Below are 17,579 nucleotides of genomic sequence, written 5' to 3'. Positions count from 1 at the left end.
GACCGGACCCGCAAGATGGCAATCACCCAAGCCCGCCAAGGTTCCTACCGCACCTCCGTCCCGACCGAGGAGGAGCTGCCCACGGCCGTCGGAAACGCCCCGGAGTTCGGCGTGGCCCACTTCGACCTGCAGGATGTCACCTCTGGCGGCATCTGCTACTCGACCCACGGTGGCTTTCGGCGCTTCCAGTCTGGCGGCGATCTGATGAATCTCATCTGGGTGACAAACCTGGACGTGGTGCCCAAACAGCTGCCCAGCCTGCGCTCGAACAAGTTCCTGCAGACCAAGCTCACGACGCTGGCGGAGGATCTGGGTGTCGAGCTCACCGGCTTCAAGCAGGTGAATGGGGTCGACAAGGGCGGGATGGTCGACGTCGCTCGTGTACTGAATCACACCCGCGACCTGGTCGTGGCGGCCTACCCGTGGAAGGCGCCTGATCGGGAGTGGAACAAGCCCCGGTTGAGTGAGTGCATCGCCGAACTGCTGCCCTCCGTGGAGCGCTCTGTCCCTCAGATCGAGGTTGCGCTGCGCGGAGCATACCAATCCTGGTCCAGCCCGCAGATGCAGCAGAAGATGATGTACGACCGCGGCTCGCGGATGATCTACTTCCGCCGCAACCGTGTCCAGCACGCTCTGGACGTCATGCGTACGCCGGTGCCGACAAGCGGCTGGTATCTGCAGCCGTTCTTGCACCTCGACAATCTGCTTGACCCGGGTCAGCCGACGTTGGTCGAGGTTGCAATCGAATGGAGGCATGCGGATGCAGACACGGTCTCGCTCATCGCCTTCGGTGCCGATGCCTCCAACACGACGATCCGTCGGTGGGTGTCGCAGATCGAATTGATCTGGTTGCTGAAGTACGCCCGTATCACGGTGCTGTCTGCCTATGCAGCGAACGCGGCCGCGCCGTTGCCTTCGCAGCTGCAACTTCCAAACGTGATTGCTGGCGATCCTGTCTACCAGCTGTCAATTCCGCACGGCTTGGTGGCCGAGGCCCACTGGGCGGGGCTGGCCAGGCCGATCTACAACCGCGCGAAACGCCAGTCCGACCCCACTACGACATCCGTCTGGTACCGAGCGATGGATCGCGCGATTTCTTTCCAGATGGCCCTCGCGGCGAAGGAGTTGGGCGGCAACGTGACCGGCTACGGCTCAGGCGGCGTGCAGGTGCGCATGGAGAACATGTCAGTACAGCAACTGCTTGAAGTAGCCGATGCCGTCGGCGCCAGTCATCCGTGCCTGGCGTCCGAGATCGTCGGCCGGGAGAGGGGGGATTCTTGAACGCAACAATTGCAGACAACGGGTCGCGACTCGCGCAAATGCTCGCGCAAGCGCCTGTTTCGGCCGGGCTTGACTATGCGAACTGGCTCACGATGTGGTGCCAGAGTGGCGCTCGCAACGAGACCGATAGGTCGATACGGCCGTTCCAATATGTGCCGCGCAAGGACCGTGCAGCCAACGATGTATTGGATGAGGACAACCTTGCGTCGATGCAGAGGCTGCTGTCGCATCATCCGGGCGCGCCGATGGCCTTCGCGGAGATCTGCCGACAGCCCTCGGGCTTCATGCGTCTGCGATCGCTGGTGGAGTACCTGAAGGTGCAATCCGACCAGCCCTCGGTGACCAATGCGAGCGATCAAGGTTCCGCCACGGCGTACGTGAGCCCGTTGCACGTCAACGAGGTGATGCGCGCCTTCCAGATCGATGACACCGACGAAGCCGAGCAGGAGATAACGCGACTCCGCGCAATCGCAAGGGAGCAGGTGATGCAGGAACTCCTCGGGATTGCAGCGACCGCGTCGGGACACGCCTTCAGCGCCGCAGCGAACACGTGGCTGCGCAAGGAATACACGCGCCGCCAGGCGGCCGAGAAGCCGCAGCGGATCGGGGGCGGTGCATCGGCCGCTTCCAGTGCCACCGGCGCGAGCCGCGAGCGGGGCCATGAACAGGCGATCGCCCTCCCGTCAGAGCGGCCCGCGCGACTGGCCTTCCGTGCTGGCACGCCGGGCGGACCGCAACCCGATGACGCACATGCCGAGCCGACCAGGACCAAGGCAGCTCCAACGACTGACAAGCCGCTCGGCTTCGGGTTCCGCCGGCCTGCTGGCTGATCGGTCCACGCATCCACTTTCCACGCGCATCGGGCGCACCAGACATCCAGGATCTCATGCTCATCAACGCAATCGAGTCTTTCATCTACTGGGCGGGTTCTCAGCTCTCCCTCGGCGATACCGATCTGGCGTGCGACTGGCGCGCCCCGATCCAGACGGAAGCTGACGCTCCGGCCGAGATCATGGCGCTCAAGAGCGGCAGCGTGGTGTCGTTCATTGAGATCAAGGGCATCCGGCGCTATGTCGGCGCAAAGGAATTCGAGCTACTGGCGCAGAACCTGGCCACGATCCTGTCGAACCGGATGAAGGCCGGCAACGGGCGCAACCACAGCATGTCGTTCTGCTTTCGCAGCGACCCGGCAGGCTCGGTCCGCTTGGCGCGCGAACTCATCGCGCCCATGTCGACGACGGCGAAGCGCCTCGGGATGACCGAGACCGCCTTCTTCGACGCTCGCGTCGAGGAGCTCGCGCGGGCCTGTACCGACGAGGCCGTGTACCTGGCCGTCTTCACGCACCGCGCCGGCATGAACTCCAACGAGCAGGCCAACCTGGTGGAACGCCAGAAGAAGGCGGCCGCCGAGCTGAGCAAGCGCAAGGTGAGCATCGCCTACAACGACACGTTCTCGCAGTCGATCGCACAGCCCTCCAACCTCTTGGTGACCCGCCACAAGTCCATGGTGGAGAACCTGGTCAAGGACCTGTCCGTCGAGATCAACACCGGCGGCACGTACCTGCTGGCCAACACGTTGACCGTGCGCGAGGCTGCGAACATGGTGCGTCGGGTGTTCGATCACACCGATTTCCCATCCACCTGGGCGCCGCGGTTCCTGGGGGACAAGGGCGCCATGGGGGCGAGCCCGGTGCGCCGAGCCGACGAGGCGGCGGTGATGCCCGTGGCACTGTCCCGCCAGATGATCCCCGCCAGCTTCAGGGAGGAGTTCAAGTCCTTCGAGTTCGCCCAGCAGGGCTCAACCCTCACGGCGAGCGTGGTCGTGGAGGTACTTCCGGAGGAGGGATCCCAGCCCTTCAACAAGCTGATGGAGAAGCTCGGCCGCACGATTCCGCTCGCCTACTCGCAGGACGTGATTCCCTCGGGCCTTGAGTTCCGCAAGGCCGACCAGTTCTTCGGCAGCTTCATGGCCGCCATGGGCGACTTCAACAAGGGGATAAAGCGCGGCTGGGACGAGCTCAAGCAGATCGAGAAGGAGGGCGGCTACATCGCGGCCACGCGCATGACGCTGACAACCTGGGCCAGGACCGAAGAGCAGCTGCAGTTCCAGGTGGAATATCTTCGCAGCTCGATTGAGGCCTGGGGCTCGACCGTCTGCTCCAACGAAACGGGCGAGCCGGCCCTTGCCGCCATCTCGACCGCGGCCGGCTTCTCGCGCGCCAGCTCAGCGCCCTACCTTCCGGCGCCGATCGGCGAAATCACCCGGATGTCGCCGGTGGTGCGCGCGGCGTCGATCTGGAAGACGGGGCAGCTCATTGCCTCGACCCTCGAAGGCCGGCCGTACCCGATCGCGCTTGGTTCGGGGATGCAGACATCCTGGGCAACGGTGGGCTTCGCGCCGACCGGCTCGGGTAAGTCGTTCTTCATGAACCTGCTCAACTCAGGGCTGCTCATGGCGCCAGGCGCGCAGGACGTGCCCTACGTGACGGTGGTCGACGTGGGTCCGAGCTCCAGGCTCATCATGGACCTCTATCGGGCCATGCTGCCGGCGAGCAAGCGCGACCAGGTAGTCTCCATCCGGGTCAAGAACTCCCCCGAATACACGGTCAACCCGTTCGACACCTTCCTCGGACTGGACCAGTGCACCGAGCAGGACCGGGACTTCATCGTCGCGGTGCTGGGCACCATCTCGCCGGGCCTGGGCCCTGAGGCGGACAAGTTCTTCCAGAAGCTGATCGCCGCGGCGTACGAGCGCTTCTCGCGCGCCTCCTCGGACGCGAAGCCCTGGCAGAACGCCATGGATCCCGAGGTCGGCACCCTGTACCTGCAGTTGGGCAACGAGATCGTCGATGGCCGCACCCGGGTGTGGGACGTGGTGGATGCCTTGTTCAAGGCCGGCCACGTCGTCATGGCCGAGCGGGCACAGCGCTACGCGATGCCGATCCTGAAGGACCTGTCGAAGGTCGTCTCCCAGCCCGACATCATGCTGATGTACGGCGAGGCCCTGGCCGCCAACGGCGTGGAGACGATGGTCAAGGTGTTCCAGCGCAACCTGAGCGCGGCCTCGACGGGCACCTACACACTCCTGAGCAGCTACACCCAGGCGAACCTGGGCGCGGCGCGCGCCATCTCGATCGACCTCGAGGAGGTGGTGGGCTCGACCACCTCGGAGGAGGGGCGCCGGCGCTCGGCCCTGATGTTCCTGTTCGCGCGCCGGCTGGGCGCCAAGAACTTCTTCGCGCGCTGGGAAGAGATCGCGCCGCTGGTGCCCGATCTGTATCGCCGGTACCAGAAGGATCGCGTCGAGAAGATGTGGGAGCAGATGAAGTTCCTCGAATACGACGAGGTGCACTACGCCTCGGGCGCCGAGTCCTTCCAGATGCTGCTGCAGCAGGACTTGCGGGTGGGCCGCAAGTTCAACATGGTCACGATGATGATGAGCCAGCTGATCTCCGACTTCCCGGAGGCGATCATGGCCAACTCGACCAACTTCTACGTCTTCGGCCTGGGCGACGGCAGCATGGCCGACCAGGTGAAGGCGGCCTTCAAGCTGAGCGACGCGGAGATGCAGGCGATCAGCACGCACTGCCGCCGGCCGGGCACGCTGTTCGCGCGCTTCGCCACCACCGAGGGTGTCCTCGCCCAGGTGCTCAAGACCACCGCCAGCCCGCTCGACAAGTGGGCCTTCACGACGAACGCCGCGGACGCACCGGTGCGCGCCGCACTTGCCCTCAAACTGGGCGGGACCGATGACAGCTACTGGCAGGCGCTGCAGCTCCTGGCCAGGATGCTGCCGGCCGGCACGGCCAAGCCGATGATCGCGGCGCTCATGGCCGAGAAGGGCGAGTTCGACGTGAGCGAGGAATCGGTCTCGATGGACGTCGCCGGCCGGCTGATCATCCGGGCCCAGGCTGAGGGGTTGCTCTCAAGCGACGGCCTCGATCCGGCGGAGGCAGAAGAGGAAGCGGTGGCCTGAGGCAAGGGAGGACGGACGGATCTGGCGCCGGTCTTTGCCCGCCTGCTCTCTATTGTTTAAAGACTCCACTGGCCCTGCTTGCGTCTGGGAGCTCGCGCGGTGTCCAGGCCGAGCGGGCCTGCAGCATGGCTCGCTGGCGCTGCTTGCCCGCCTACCACTCGATCATGAACGCACCGCCGCGCGTCGGCGTCCATGCGATTGCGAGCGCAGCTGCAGCGTGTCGAGATCCACTGGAGCGGCCAGGCAAGCAGGCCCGGCAAATCGCCGGCGCCCCCTGAAGCGCAAGGCCCGCCGCATTGAGGTCGCGGCCGTTCGGCGGCGAGGGGCAATTTCCTCAAAGAATCCGGAGGCTAGGGAATACAGCCTTTCGCGCATTCAAGCGTTCCACCCCGGCAGAACTGCCCGATGTACGCAGGGTTGTTTTTGTAGAACCCATGGCAAGCCTGCGCACAGGCAACGTAGCCACAGTAGTTGCCGTATTTGCCAGAGGTCGGGCGCGGGTCGGGCACCATGATGTTGGCCCTACTGCCGCCGGGCAGCGTCACCTTCAGTGCATGGGCCGCTTGATCGCGAGCTCGCAGCGTACCAGGAACTGCTGATGCGCCAGCGCATCAGCGACGCGGCCCGTGCCTGCATGCTCGCCTAGCCATGTGCCCAGAGACGGTGCCTAGTCCTGCATTTCCGCTAATCTAGCGGCCCAAAAAGGTAACGAACCACATGGCCCACCGCCTGCGCAAAGTCTTCGCCGTCAACATCCGCAACGCCAGTACCAACAGGGCGTCCGCCCACGTGGGGCAGCTCGACCTTCGGGCGCACACCATGGCCATCGGCGTGAACGGTGTAGGCAAGTCGAGCTACATGCGCCTGATTCCGCTCTTCTATGGCGCCACGCCCGAGCGGATCCTGCGCGGCACCCAGAAGCACAACCTCATCAGCTACACCCTGCCTGGACCGAGCAGCGCGGTCGCATTCGAATACGAGCGCGAAAGCGAGAAGGATCTGCGCCTGGCGGTCATGTTCGCCAAGCCCGGCGTGGAGCGGCCCGAGTTCATGATCATCGAAGGCGGCTACAAGGAGAGCTACTTCGTCGATGAGGACGGGGCGTTCGTGGAGCGCGACCGCTTCAAGGATCGCCTGGAGAGCATGGGCATCGAGGTCTCGCCCCGCTTCGAACTGCACGAGTACCGCAGCGTCATCCTCTACGAGCATCGCCACACGAAGGAGGGGCGCAGCCTTCGCTCCTGGGCAGCGCGGCACTCCCTCGGTCCCTCGAGCCTCTATGGGTTGGACCTGATCGCCGTGGCCATGACCTCGGAGAAGCTGTCCTTCCGCGACCTGCAGAGCCTGATCCTGGAGCGCCTGAACGACTCCGTCTACGAAGGCGCGCGGAACTCGAACAGCCGCCAGATGCGAAAGGACCGCAAGGACGTTGACAGCTGGCTGGCGAACGTCAAGCACGCGCAGGACGTGCTCAACGAGACCGTTCGGAAGAAGGTCATCGAAGAGCAGGTGGGCAAGGTGGGCGAGATGGCCATGGATCTCGGCTCGCTTCGGGCCGCCTGTGAAGTCAGCATCGACCGGCGCGCGGCCGAACTCGACATGCTGGACCTGGAGATCGGCCAGCTCACGGTGGCGATCCATGAACTGGAGCGAGTTGCCGCCGAGGGCAAGGAAGCGCATGACCGTACCGTCGCGAGCGCCAAGGTAGAGCTCGCCAAAGCCAAGGCGGACCTGGAGGAGGTCGTCGGCCGGGAGCGCCATTTCGAGTCCCTCGGCGTGCAGGCCATGGTGCAGAAGGACGCCCTTCAGAGCCAGTATGCCCATGACAAGCAGGTGGCCACCTCCGAACTGAAGCTCCTCACTGAACGGGTCAACGACGCTCAGCAAGCGCTTCAGGCGGCGCTCGCGAACATCGAAAGGGACTTGCAGGCCCGCAAGGAGCAGATCCAGGAGCAGCGGGAAGCCGCTGCCAAAGAGTACGACAGCCAAGTCGAGGTGGTGGAGCAAGAGCGCAAGGCGGTGCTGGAGGAACTCGACCTGGCCGAGGCGGCGCCCCGGCGAATCGAGATCCAGGAGCAGATCGCTGCGCACCATAAGGAAATCGGCGCCCATGACACTCTCTCCAAGGTCGCGGAAGCGCCCAAGGAGGCGCTTGACCATCGGGTGGCTGCCGATGCGGCCCTGGCGGCGGCCAACGAGGCCCTGTCGGAGCGGGGCCAGCATGTGGAGCGCACTGGCAACCAGGTGAAGTCAGGAGTCGCCCTGCAAGAGCAGGCGTTTCTGACCCTTGACCAGGCAGAAGGCGAGCTCTCCGCGGCGACAGCTCACCACGAGACCTTGCAGGCCCAGCTCAATCCTCCCGCCGGCAGCGTCCTGGCGACCCTGCGCGAGCACCCTCCCGAGGAATGGGCCAACGTCGCGAAGGTGCTGGACCCCGAGCGATTGCTGCGCACCGACCTGGCGCCTCGGTACGAAGGCATGGGCCTGGGAGGCGGCGCGGGCGGCGAAATCGGTGAGGTGAATGTTGGGCCCCTCGGCATCAACGTGGCCCCGGTGGAGCTGCCGCGTTGGGCAACCCACGACGGCGCGCGCGCACAAATCACCGAGTCGGCCGCACTGCTGCAGCGCATTCGTGACAAGCGGGACGACGCGCTCGCGGTCAGCAAAAAGGCTCAGGCGGAACTGAAAGCGGCCCGCGACGCTTTGCAGATCGGTCAGCACGAGCTCACCCGAGCAAAGGAGAGGCAAGTCGAAGCCGCCGAGGAGGCGGCCCGCGCTAAGCGTCACGTCGAACTCGAGATCGCGCGGGTGCGGAAGGAGCACGCCGACGATGCGGCCCGCCTGCGCAGCGCCGTCGTGGCTCTCGATGCGGAGCTCAGGGCGATCGTCCGGGATGAGCACCTGCGCCGGGCTTCCGTGGTGCAGCAGTTCAATGATCGCGTGGCCAAGTTGCGCAGCCAACGAGATGGCGCCTGGGGCAGCCTCACCGATCAGGCCCTGGCTGCAGAAGCGGCCGCGAAGGAGCAGCGCCAGCGCGCCCAGGACGCCCATGCCGCGGCCTTGAAGGGGCAGGGGGTCGATCCGACCCAGGTCACTGCGCTGCAGGAACGCATCGCAACGATCGAGGCCGAGCTTCTTTCCATCGCGCAGAACGCCCATCACGTTCAAGCCTGGCGCATGTTCGAACTCGAACTACTGCCGCTCAAGCTCGAGCGGGAGGCGCGGGCGGCTGAGCTTCGCCCGCGCCTGGATGCCGCCGTGCGCGACCAGGCCAAGTTCGAGCAGGATGCCGCCCAGCAGCGCGCCGAACTCACCAGCGCCGAGGCGAGGAAGCGATCGGCGCGCAACTCTACCGCGGAAGAGCTGGACGGCCTGCGCCGCCTTGCCAAGACCCATCTCGCTCCGTACCGACTCAAGGGTCCGCTTCGCGCGGGCGATGACAGCTACTACAGCCTCAGCAACGACACCAGGAACCGAATCGACATGCTCGAGGCGGCCACGCAGAAGCTGGAGGTCGCCACCCGCGACCTGTGTTCCAAGATGCGTGAGCGCTCCAGCGAAATCTCGCAGTGGCTCGATGGGCGGCAGGCCGATCACAGTGCGCTCGTGCACCAGCGCGAGCAGCAGGGTTTAGGCGAGGCCTACCTGCGTCACGAACGCGCCGTCGACTGGGGGCGGGCCGCGCTCGAATGGTTCGAGCCGCTTACGCACCGGCAGTACCACATGGCGCTGCGCCACGAGATGGAAGGTCTCTTCTCCGCGGCCGAGTCCTTCGTGAACCACATCGCCAACTTCGAGTCGCGGGTGTATGAGCTCAACCGGCAATTCCAGCGTTCGCTGGACCTGGCAACCGGCTTCAAGCGCTTCAACAACCTGCAGGTGCACATCTCGTCGACGGCAGCGTCGAGCCCGGCGCTGAAGGCGCTGCGCGAAATGCGCGACGCCAGTCTCGCGCGCACCAGTTCGTTCCGCACAGCCGCCGTCTCCAACCCGGAGCTGCCCAACGCCGAGGAGGTCGCGCTCATGCGCGCGTTCCGCGACCAGCTCCCCGACACCGGCACCCTGCAGGTGAACCTGGATGAGCACGTGCGCCTGGCCTTCGAACTGGAGGAGATGGGCAAGCCCATCCGCGTGGACAACGACCGCTCGATGACCGGCCTGTCCTCCAATGGCCTCACGCTCGTCGTCACGATGATGTTCCTGCTGGGTTTCCTTGGCATCGTGCGCGGGAAGAACTCGCCGGTGGGCATGACCTGGGTTATCGATGAGGTCGGGCGCGTGAGTCCCGACAACCTGCTGTCCTACCTTGACGTGCTCTCCCAACAGAACGTGACGGCCGTCTGCGCAGCGCCGAGCCTGGACCCCTCGCTGGGCGTTCTGTTCACGAGTTCGCACCAATTCGAGGAGGACGGATCCATCGGCAAGGCGCAGGCTCAAGATACTGCGGCGGAGTTTGATCTCGAGGAGGCCCTGCAATGAAGCTCGCGAGCACCCTGAAGGCCCTGCTGGCCGGCGAATTCATCTGCCCGGTCGCGCATCCGGACGGCTACGACCTCCTGATCGAGGAAGAGCATCGCACCGTGGTCGAGGCTTGGGTGGCGCAGCTGGGGTTGCGCCTGGTGCGCCTGAGCGACGAAGGCGCCTTCTTCCTGGCGCCCGAAGTGCCCGACGCCGACGCGCGTACCGCTGTTCGGGAGTCGCTGCGCAATGTGCGCGCGAACCTCTCGCCGATCGTGCCGGTGCTCGCCGCCATCCGCGAGGCGCAAGGGCAGGACTCCCACCTGCAGCCTGGGCTCACCCTGTGGGAATCCGAGCTTGCCGAGCGTGTGCGCCTCACGCCGGCACTGGAGCAGCAGGTGATGGATCTGGCGCTGCCCGGCCTTCGCCTGGATGCCAGCAGCAACGACCGGGTCTCGCGCATGCTGGAGTACCTGGTCAAGGAGCGCTACGCCGTGCATGTGCCCAACGACAGCCGCGGCTACAAGCTCACCGGCAAGATCGACTTCCTCTACGCGGTGCTCGAGGTGATCGCCGAGAACACTGACCTCATCAGCGACACGGGCGTGGTGGACCAGGAGCAAATGCGCCTGCCGGAAGCAGCCAAGGAATGACCCGATGAGCCCTTCGGATCGAAGCTCGCCGCTCAAGCCGGTATTCGCGGCGCTCAGCCGGCACGTCGAGGTGGTCGAGGAGGCCCTGCGCGATGTCGTCGGGGTCGACGGCGATGCGGCGCTCACGGACCCGGCCATTCGCACCCTTCGGGAACTCAACGTGCTGCGCCCGGCCGGGGAGCGGGGCTTCCGGCTGCATAGCCGCCTGCGCGAGTTCGCCAACGACATCCTCCAGATCCACCCTCTGTACCAAAGCCTCACCGGCATCGGCCAACTGGTCGAACAGATCTCGGTGGTCTGGCGGGAGCTGGATGACCTGCGCGCCGCGGGCGACTTCAAAGAGGCAGATGAGGCTGCCTCGCAGATCGAGCAGGACGCGTTCGACATCTCGGACATGGTCGAGCACAACCTGCGCTTGCTGGGGCTGCTGCTCAGCACCCGCTTCGGGAACGTGGACTCGCTGGCCGCCAAGACGAGCCAGAACCGCTACTACCAGCGCCAGAGCGGCGTCATGAGCAACGACCTCACGCGTCTGAGCCGCGCGGTGGAAAAGATCGAGGCTGAGGCACGGGAGCGGGGCCTGCAGCAGCTGGCGGCCATGCTGCGGAACACGATCCAGGCCCAACTGCCGCGCTGGACGCAGACGCTCTCCCAGTACCAGAGCCAGATCCGCCGCGAGCTTTTCAGCATGCGCGAGATCGAACGCAAGAACGTGTTGCTGGCGCGCACCGCCATGCTGCTGCGCCAGAACCCGGCCTGGCGCGGCATCGAGGAGCCGCTGCTGCCGGATGATCTCCCCGCGTTTCTTCTGTCCAAGCCCTTCCTGGGCCCGCCGCTGCCGCCCCTGCGCAACCATATGGACCCGCAGGACGACGACCGCACCATGAAGGACCTGATGCGCGATGAGGTGCAGTCGCTGCCCAAGCCGGTTGTCGCCCCCGAGCCCGTGCAGAAGGCTCCGCCGATCAAACTCGCGGCGCCCAAGGAATCCACGCCTCCGCCGGGCAAGCCCAACATGGAGGCCCTGGCCCGGCTGGCCCTGGCGGTGATCAAGAATGCGAGGACTGAGGGCGCCAAGACACTGTCCGTCATGGATTGGCGCGCCGGCGACGTGGTGGCGCGCCAGATGCCGCCGTCCCTGTGGCTTGCGTTTGCGTCGTCTGCCCTGCGCTACTTCAAGTTCCGGGTGGCGATCGTTCTGGACCCGCCGGTGCCAGGCGAGCGGTTCAGCCACACCTTCGGGGACGCCACAGCGTCGCCGACGCCCGACTCGATCGAGGTCTTCAAGCGCACGCTCGCGCGTCACCTGCCTGCGAAAGCGACGGCCCGGCGCGCGGCGGACCAAGACGCCGCCGGCGAGGGCGGGACGTTGGAGCTGGCGGCGGTTCAGGCGGAATGACCCCGGAGCAGTACACCTTCCTTCGCAACCTGGCGGCGAATCGCTCGGCCAGGCTGAGCTCGGCTATCGCCATGGAGATGGCACGAACCCAGGATCTTGGACGGATCCGCGGCCGAGCGGTTCTCTACGAGGAGAGCGACTTCCTCAAGGCCGAAACGAAGCTGCGCAATGCGGGTCTCGCCGGCGTCGCGCCGGCTCCCGGACGGCGGCGCTCCGAGGCAGACGATGCGGCGTCTGAGAAGGCGGCGGCAGCGCCGGTGACCGAGGGACTGGTCGCCGTGGTGGCGCTGGGAATCGAGGGCGTGAAGACGCCCCGAGGCAGCTTCCTTGCCATGTGCTGGCGGGAGGCATTGGCGATGTCCTTTGAGGTGCTGCTCGTATGCGAGAACCTCGAATCGATGCAGCGCATCCATCGCTACCGCTGGCTGGAGCCATACCTCAAGGGGCGCAGCGCCCTGGTGCTGTTCCGGGGGGCGCCCGATTGGTTTCGGATCGACGCAGCCAGACGCCTGGTCGAGGAGGACTCAAGGCCGGTGCTGGCACTGTTCGACTTCGATCCGCAGGGGCTGGTCATGGCGGCCAGCCTGCCGCGGCGCGAGGCCCTTTGTCTTCCGCCGTGGGAAGAGCTCGAGCCGATCGTGCGCGAGCGGAAGCGGCATGACCTCTACGGGGCTCAGGAGGCGGGGTGTCGCCCGACGCTAAATGCCTGTGGCGACCCGGAGATCGCCCTGGCCTGGGGTCGGATGCGCCTGCTCACAAGGGGCCTCAATCAGGAAGCCTTCCCAGAGAGGGAATGACCGCGCGCCGCCCGGGCTACGCCACCTTGGGCGTGGGTTTGGCAGTTTCGCCGTCAGGAGCGAAATCGCCTGGGGGCGCGCTCCATAGCTCGCAAGGATGACTTCTGCCGGCGGGGGGAGGTTCACTGCTTTTTTCAGCACCTCGCAGACCGAAATTGAGGCCGCGCGCTGCGGCATCCTTCACAGGAGGAGCAGCTCTCTTACGCCGCTTGCAATGGCCTGGCATGCTCAAGCATGGCGCGCAGCCCGAACCTGTAGCGATCCAGCACGCCGGCGCGCAGCATGGTGAAGCCCCAGTCGAAGGACTGCTTGACGGCGTGCGCCGCGTCGATCGTCCCGTCGTTGTGCATGATCGCAAGGGCGCGCACCAGGACAGTAGGGGTCAGCTCTTCATTGCGAGCGATCTGCAGGAGCCTCTGAAGCTCAGGGCCGATGCTGGTGTGAAACTCCTCGCTCAGGTACTCCTCGATCGTTCCGAGATCGCCGTAGCCTTCCATCGAGCGCACTGGCACCAGGATGGGGTCGTCCTGGTCGATGCCGTCGATCCAGGCCAGATCCAGGCCGTCGATGTTCATGACCGAAAAGATGCAGTCCAGCTGCAGGAGCTGCTGCTCGATCGGCAGGGTGAAGTCACTCGCGTAGGGCGAATAGAGCGCCGATGCGACTCGGATCGGTGATAGTTGAGTTCTCATGGTCCTGTTCTCCTTCTTAGCGGGGGGCTCCGGGCGGCCTGTCCCGGAGCATCTTGTTTAAGCCGATCCGCCGCCCCTGTACGGCGCCGGCCAACTGCACTGCCCGGGCGTTGGAGGCAGCGAACCGCTGGCGCGCGGCGGCTTCGAACTGCTCTGCGCCGTCTGCGCGCAGCTCGTCCAAGCTGTCCTGCTGCGGCGACGCTTCGGCCCGGTGCTCCGCCTGGCGCCCACGCAGTTCGTCGGTTCGAGCTTCGGCCTGGTTGAGCTCGGCCAGGTCGGAAAGGGCCAAGGCATGGGCGTCGGCGCACCGATCGAGCAGCACCTCGCGCTGGAACGCCGCGTACTCCCGGGCAACACTGGCCATCGGCCGATCCGGGTCTGAATCCAGTGGCGGGGCTTCCTCATCGGGCAGGGGCGCATCCTCGTGCCAAAGCTCGAGCCGAGGCTCATCCCTGCGGGGCGTGATGCTCTCGGCGTTCGTGCCGGCGAAACGTTGCTCGGAGACGTCCTTGGGCTTTCCCCTCGTCGACACCGCGGCTTGGCTGAAATGGGCGCGCTCGACCTCGCGCTGGATCTGCCGGAACAGTTCCAGCCCCACCGCGTCCAGCTGAACGCTTCGGCGGTCGCCCGATCGCCGGGCTGACTTCTGGGCGAGGACGTGATTGCGCTCCCGCAGCTGGAACATCTCGACCATGTTGAGGGTGTTGCCCGGCAGGTGCTTCATGTCCGTGTGGCTGCTGCCATCGCGCCCTGCGCTCGAGCCAGCTTCCGCCCCGGAATCCGTGCCGGCCAGGGGATCGACGAACTCGTCGACGCCGAGGCCCGCGGTTGCATCCTCATCAGCGGCCGCCGCGCCGCCGGCCCCCGAGCCTGCGGCCGAGCTTCCCCCACTTCCAGCAGCCGCCGCACCGGTCGCATCTGCGCGGGCGAGGCCAAGCGCCTCCATGAGGGAAGGGCGGCGGGGAGACGTTGCTTTGGCGTCCATCGGTTCAGTGCTCCTGTGAAGGGAGGGGCGGGGCTAGTAGGCGTAGCTCTTCGAGCTGTGCCAGGGCATGGGTTGCAATGGACATCTTTCCGCCTACTCAGACGTCGCGTCGTATCGAATGCGCCTCATTCGCGCTGCGATTGTGGCTGCCAGCATTGACCGTTAGAAGTTCGTGCCGATATCATATTACGGGTTAAACAACTTCAACGAGGGTTTGAGCATGAACAGCATCAGAAACGCATCGAATGCCACGAGCGAGCGGGCAGAGATCCCCGCATTCCTTGCGAAAGGCGCGTCCTCCCCGACCGTGATCGGGACCGAGTCCAACTTCATCGGAGACCTCAGCATCAGCGAAGGCCAGGACCTTCACATCGAAGGCTGCGTGGTGGGCAACGTCTTCCACGGCGGCAAGGTTGTCGTCGCCGAGTCCGGCATCGTGCTCGGCTCCATCTTTGCTTCGCACCTGGAAGTGCATGGCGTCGTCGACGCGCCCGAAGGCGAAATCCTGGCTGCGAACCTCGTCGTGCATGGCACCTCGCGTATCACCGCCAGCGAAGTGACCGTGGCCTCCGGCTGCATGAACTACGAGCGCGGCGGCTTCATGAGCGCACAGATGGGCATGCTTGCGTCTGGCGAGGTCACCGAGCGCATCGAGTCGCTGCTGAGCAAGGAACTCGAGCGCGCAAGGGAACGCCGCGCCCTTATCGAGCTTGCGCGCGGCGGCGCACGCTCCTTCAGGTCGCCTGTCCGCGTCAGCGCTCCCCAGGCCAGCGCTCCCCAGGCCAGCGCGGCCGCTGCTGCCGCATTCGTTCCGGCGATCAACGACGAGCAGGCCCCCGCGTCCGCGCAGCCCGCAGTTGCTGCTGTCGCGCCCGCTGCCGATGCTCCCGCCGCCGCTCCTCGTGTTCCCTTCGCCCTCGTTCCCCCGGTCACCGACTCCGCAAGCGAAGAAGCTGAGGAGACGGATGGTTCGACCGAGTCGATCCGGGCCTACGCAGGGTGATGCCCTGTATGGCTGGACCCTTGCAAGAGCTGTTGAGTGAGGGTTCAGCCGTCGTCGTGGCGGCGACCTGCTGTCAAGCGGCTGAGCGGCCTCGCGCCATGGCAACCCTAAAGAACTGAGACCCCCCAAGATCCGACGTCCTGCCGATGACCTCGTCCCTCTCAAGCATGCCCAAGGGCACTTTCGACAGCAAGTTGGCGAAGGTCGTCTTTGGCGACGACGTCACGCGCCAGCGCGGGCCGCTTTCCGCAGAGCAGCAGAAGGAATGCGCCGAGAAGCTCCTGCGATGGCTTGATTCGACTGCTTCGATCGTGATCGCTCGTCACGCGGTGGAGGTCGATCGGCAACTGGTGTCAATGCTCCACGGGGAGCACCTTCGGGTGGTGGTCAAGTGGTTCGCTGAGAACGCCGCAAGCGTCGGCGGCCTCATGCCCAAGGTGACGCGATACGCCACGGCGATGACGCGCGCCGTGGGCTACAACTCCCTGTACCAGCCAGGTCCTCTTGAACGGTTCCGCCTCGCGCTCGAGATGGACAACCAGGGTGGCTCGACGTCGTCGAACGGAAGCTGAGGTCAACAACCCCGTCCTAAACGACGGGGCTTGCAAGGAGAAATCCAAACAAGCCCAATGTTGACCAGACCAAGCGGTAACCATCCCGCTACGTTGCGTAGAAGTTAAAGACCCACCCTGGAATGCTTCCTCAGTTCCAGGCTCTGGAAGTTGCAGATGCAGACACGCTTCGGGTGAGCACGAAACGGTTTGCGACCGAAGGCCTTCGTTGACCTTCAGGCTGCTACTCAACATGGTCGAGGGGAGCGGTGTCAGAAGGTCGAGAGACCCGTTGGCACCCGTCACCAGGCCCGTAAGGGCGACAGCTGGAAAGCCAGCCTGCGCTGCACAGTCTGCAGTGGCGAGAGATAGGAGTTCTGGTGTCTGTGTATGTTCTGGACCGAAGCGGCCGACCGCTGATGCCCTGCAGCGAGAAGCGCGCCCGCAAACTGCTGAACTGCGGTCGCGCGCGCGTGCATCGGCTGCAGCCATTCGTGATCCGGCTCGTGGACCGAACGCAAGACGATTGCACCCTGCAGCACCTGCGTCTGAAGCTCGATCCGGGCAGCAAGGCCACCGGGGCGGCCTTGGTGCGTGAGAGTGAGTCGACTGACGCCACCGGCGAGGTCCGACGCGCCGCGACCGTGGTCAACCTGATGGAGATCATTCATCGCGGACGCCAGATCTCTGAGGCCCTGACGGCGCGCCGCCAGATGCGTCGACGCCGCCGCGGCAACCTGCGCTACCGCGCGCCGCGGTTTCTCAACCGATGCGGCGTCAAAACTGGATGGCTCGCACCTTCGCTGCAGCACCGCGTGGACACCACGATGGCCTGGGTCAAGCGCCTGCAGCGTTGGGCGCCGATCAAATCCATCAGCTCCGAGCTGGTGTGTTTTGACATGCAGGCGCTGCAGAACCCGGAGATCTCGGGCATGGAATATCAGCAGGGGACGTTGCATGGCTATGAGATTCGCGAGTACCTGCTCGAGAAATGGGGCCGCGCGTGCGCCTACTGCGGAACCAAGGACGTGCCGTTGCAGATTGAGCACATTCAAGCCAAAGCACGCAGTGGCAGCAACCGCCCCTCGAACCTGACGCTGGCGTGCCAGTGCTGCAACCAAAAGAAGGGATCGCGTCCCATCGAGGAGTATCTCGCCAAGGACCCCAAGCGCCTGGCACACATCCTCGCGTATGCCAAGCGACCGCTCAAGGATGCGGCAGCCGTCAATGCAACCCGCTGGGCACTTGCCGACGCATTGAAGGCGACGGGCGTTCCTTTGGAACTCTCTTCTGGCGGCCGCACGAAGTTCAACCGCAGCATGCTCAGTGTACCGAAGACCCATTCGCTCGACGCTGCCTGCGTCGGCCTGGTTGATGCCATTTCAGGCTGGGTCAAGCCGGTGCTCACTGTCAAATGCACGGGGCGCGGCAGCTACCAGAGAACTCGGTTGGACAAGTTCGGCTTTCCGCGTGGCTATTTGATGCGCAGCAAACGAGTTCATGGCTTTGGCACCGGTGACATGGTGATCGCCAAGGTTCCGAAGGGCGTCAAGGCCGGCGTGCACGCCGGGCGAGTAGCTGTGCGGGCCTCAGGCAGCTTCAACGTTCAGACGCACCGGGATGGTATCGCTGCCGTCTTTCAGGGCATCAATCACCGGCACTGCCGCGTCGTTCAACGCAACGACGGGTATGGCTATTTTCTCAACCGTGCCATTTCAAAGACGTGAGCAGGCAAGGCACAAGGCATCGGATGCTGCGCATCCGGCGCTCTACCTCCCAGGCAA

General features: G+C 65.4%; 12 protein-coding genes. 10 read left to right on the top strand and 2 right to left on the bottom strand.

The window, feature by feature from the left end; genetic code table 11:
* Nucleotides 1-15 precede the first annotated feature (15 nt).
* The 7 genes from A8M77_RS19990 (at nt 16) to A8M77_RS19960 (ending at nt 12,564) form a co-directional block, all read left to right on the top strand.
* A complete protein-coding gene (locus tag A8M77_RS19990; protein ID WP_086923261.1) occupies nt 16-1,281 on the top strand; it encodes a hypothetical protein in 1,266 nt (421 codons plus the stop codon).
* Complete coding sequence (locus A8M77_RS19985) at nt 1,278-2,111, top strand: hypothetical protein (RefSeq protein ID WP_143694672.1); 834 nt, start codon at nt 1,278-1,280, stop codon at nt 2,109-2,111. The genes A8M77_RS19990 and A8M77_RS19985 overlap by 4 nt, the downstream gene beginning before the upstream one ends.
* Nucleotides 2,112-2,167: 56 nt before the next feature.
* On the top strand, nt 2,168-5,257 hold the full coding sequence (locus A8M77_RS19980; RefSeq protein WP_086923259.1) for a hypothetical protein: 3,090 nt from the start codon (nt 2,168-2,170) through the stop codon (nt 5,255-5,257).
* Between the two features lie 717 nt (nt 5,258-5,974).
* Complete coding sequence (locus A8M77_RS19975) at nt 5,975-9,736, top strand: ATP-binding protein (protein ID WP_086923258.1); 3,762 nt, start codon at nt 5,975-5,977, stop codon at nt 9,734-9,736.
* Nucleotides 9,733-10,368 carry a condensin complex protein MksE gene (locus A8M77_RS19970; RefSeq protein ID WP_086923257.1) on the top strand — a complete coding sequence of 212 codons (636 nt, stop codon included), beginning with the start codon at nt 9,733-9,735 and terminating at the stop codon, nt 10,366-10,368. Before A8M77_RS19975 ends, A8M77_RS19970 begins: the two co-directional genes overlap by 4 nt.
* Before the next feature lie 4 nt (nt 10,369-10,372).
* On the top strand, nt 10,373-11,767 hold the full coding sequence (locus A8M77_RS19965) for a hypothetical protein (RefSeq protein WP_086923256.1): 1,395 nt from the start codon (nt 10,373-10,375) through the stop codon (nt 11,765-11,767).
* Nucleotides 11,764-12,564 carry a DUF7281 domain-containing protein gene (locus tag A8M77_RS19960; protein WP_086923255.1) on the top strand — a complete coding sequence of 267 codons (801 nt, stop codon included), beginning with the start codon at nt 11,764-11,766 and terminating at the stop codon, nt 12,562-12,564. The genes A8M77_RS19965 and A8M77_RS19960 overlap by 4 nt, the downstream gene beginning before the upstream one ends.
* Before the next feature lie 200 nt (nt 12,565-12,764).
* Here A8M77_RS19960 and A8M77_RS19955 read toward each other — a convergent pair whose 3' ends face one another.
* Both A8M77_RS19955 and A8M77_RS19950 read right to left on the bottom strand, forming a co-directional pair.
* Entirely contained in the window at nt 12,765-13,256 is a 492-nt protein-coding gene (locus A8M77_RS19955; RefSeq protein ID WP_086923254.1) for a hypothetical protein, read from the bottom strand.
* A gap of 16 nt (nt 13,257-13,272) precedes the next feature.
* Entirely contained in the window at nt 13,273-14,241 is a 969-nt protein-coding gene (locus A8M77_RS19950; RefSeq protein WP_086923253.1) for a hypothetical protein, read from the bottom strand.
* Nucleotides 14,242-14,413: 172 nt separating this feature from the next.
* Here A8M77_RS19950 and A8M77_RS19945 point away from each other — a divergent pair, with 172 nt between their 5' ends.
* From A8M77_RS19945 to iscB, 3 genes are all read left to right on the top strand, one after another.
* On the top strand, nt 14,414-15,244 hold the full coding sequence (locus tag A8M77_RS19945) for a bactofilin family protein (RefSeq protein WP_143694671.1): 831 nt from the start codon (nt 14,414-14,416) through the stop codon (nt 15,242-15,244).
* A gap of 146 nt (nt 15,245-15,390) precedes the next feature.
* The gene (locus tag A8M77_RS19940; RefSeq protein WP_086923251.1) at nt 15,391-15,816 is read left to right on the top strand and encodes a hypothetical protein; all 426 of its coding nucleotides are present in this window, start codon (nt 15,391-15,393) and stop codon (nt 15,814-15,816) included.
* A 359-nt stretch (nt 15,817-16,175) separates the two neighbouring features.
* On the top strand, nt 16,176-17,522 hold the full coding sequence (gene iscB / locus A8M77_RS19935; protein WP_086923250.1) for an RNA-guided endonuclease IscB: 1,347 nt from the start codon (nt 16,176-16,178) through the stop codon (nt 17,520-17,522).
* Nucleotides 17,523-17,579: the final 57 nt, after the last annotated feature.

Source organism: Variovorax sp. JS1663 (genome assembly GCF_002157355.1).
GTDB lineage: Bacteria > Pseudomonadota > Gammaproteobacteria > Burkholderiales > Burkholderiaceae_C > Variovorax.
This window is presented reverse-complemented; position numbering and strand designations above follow the sequence as displayed.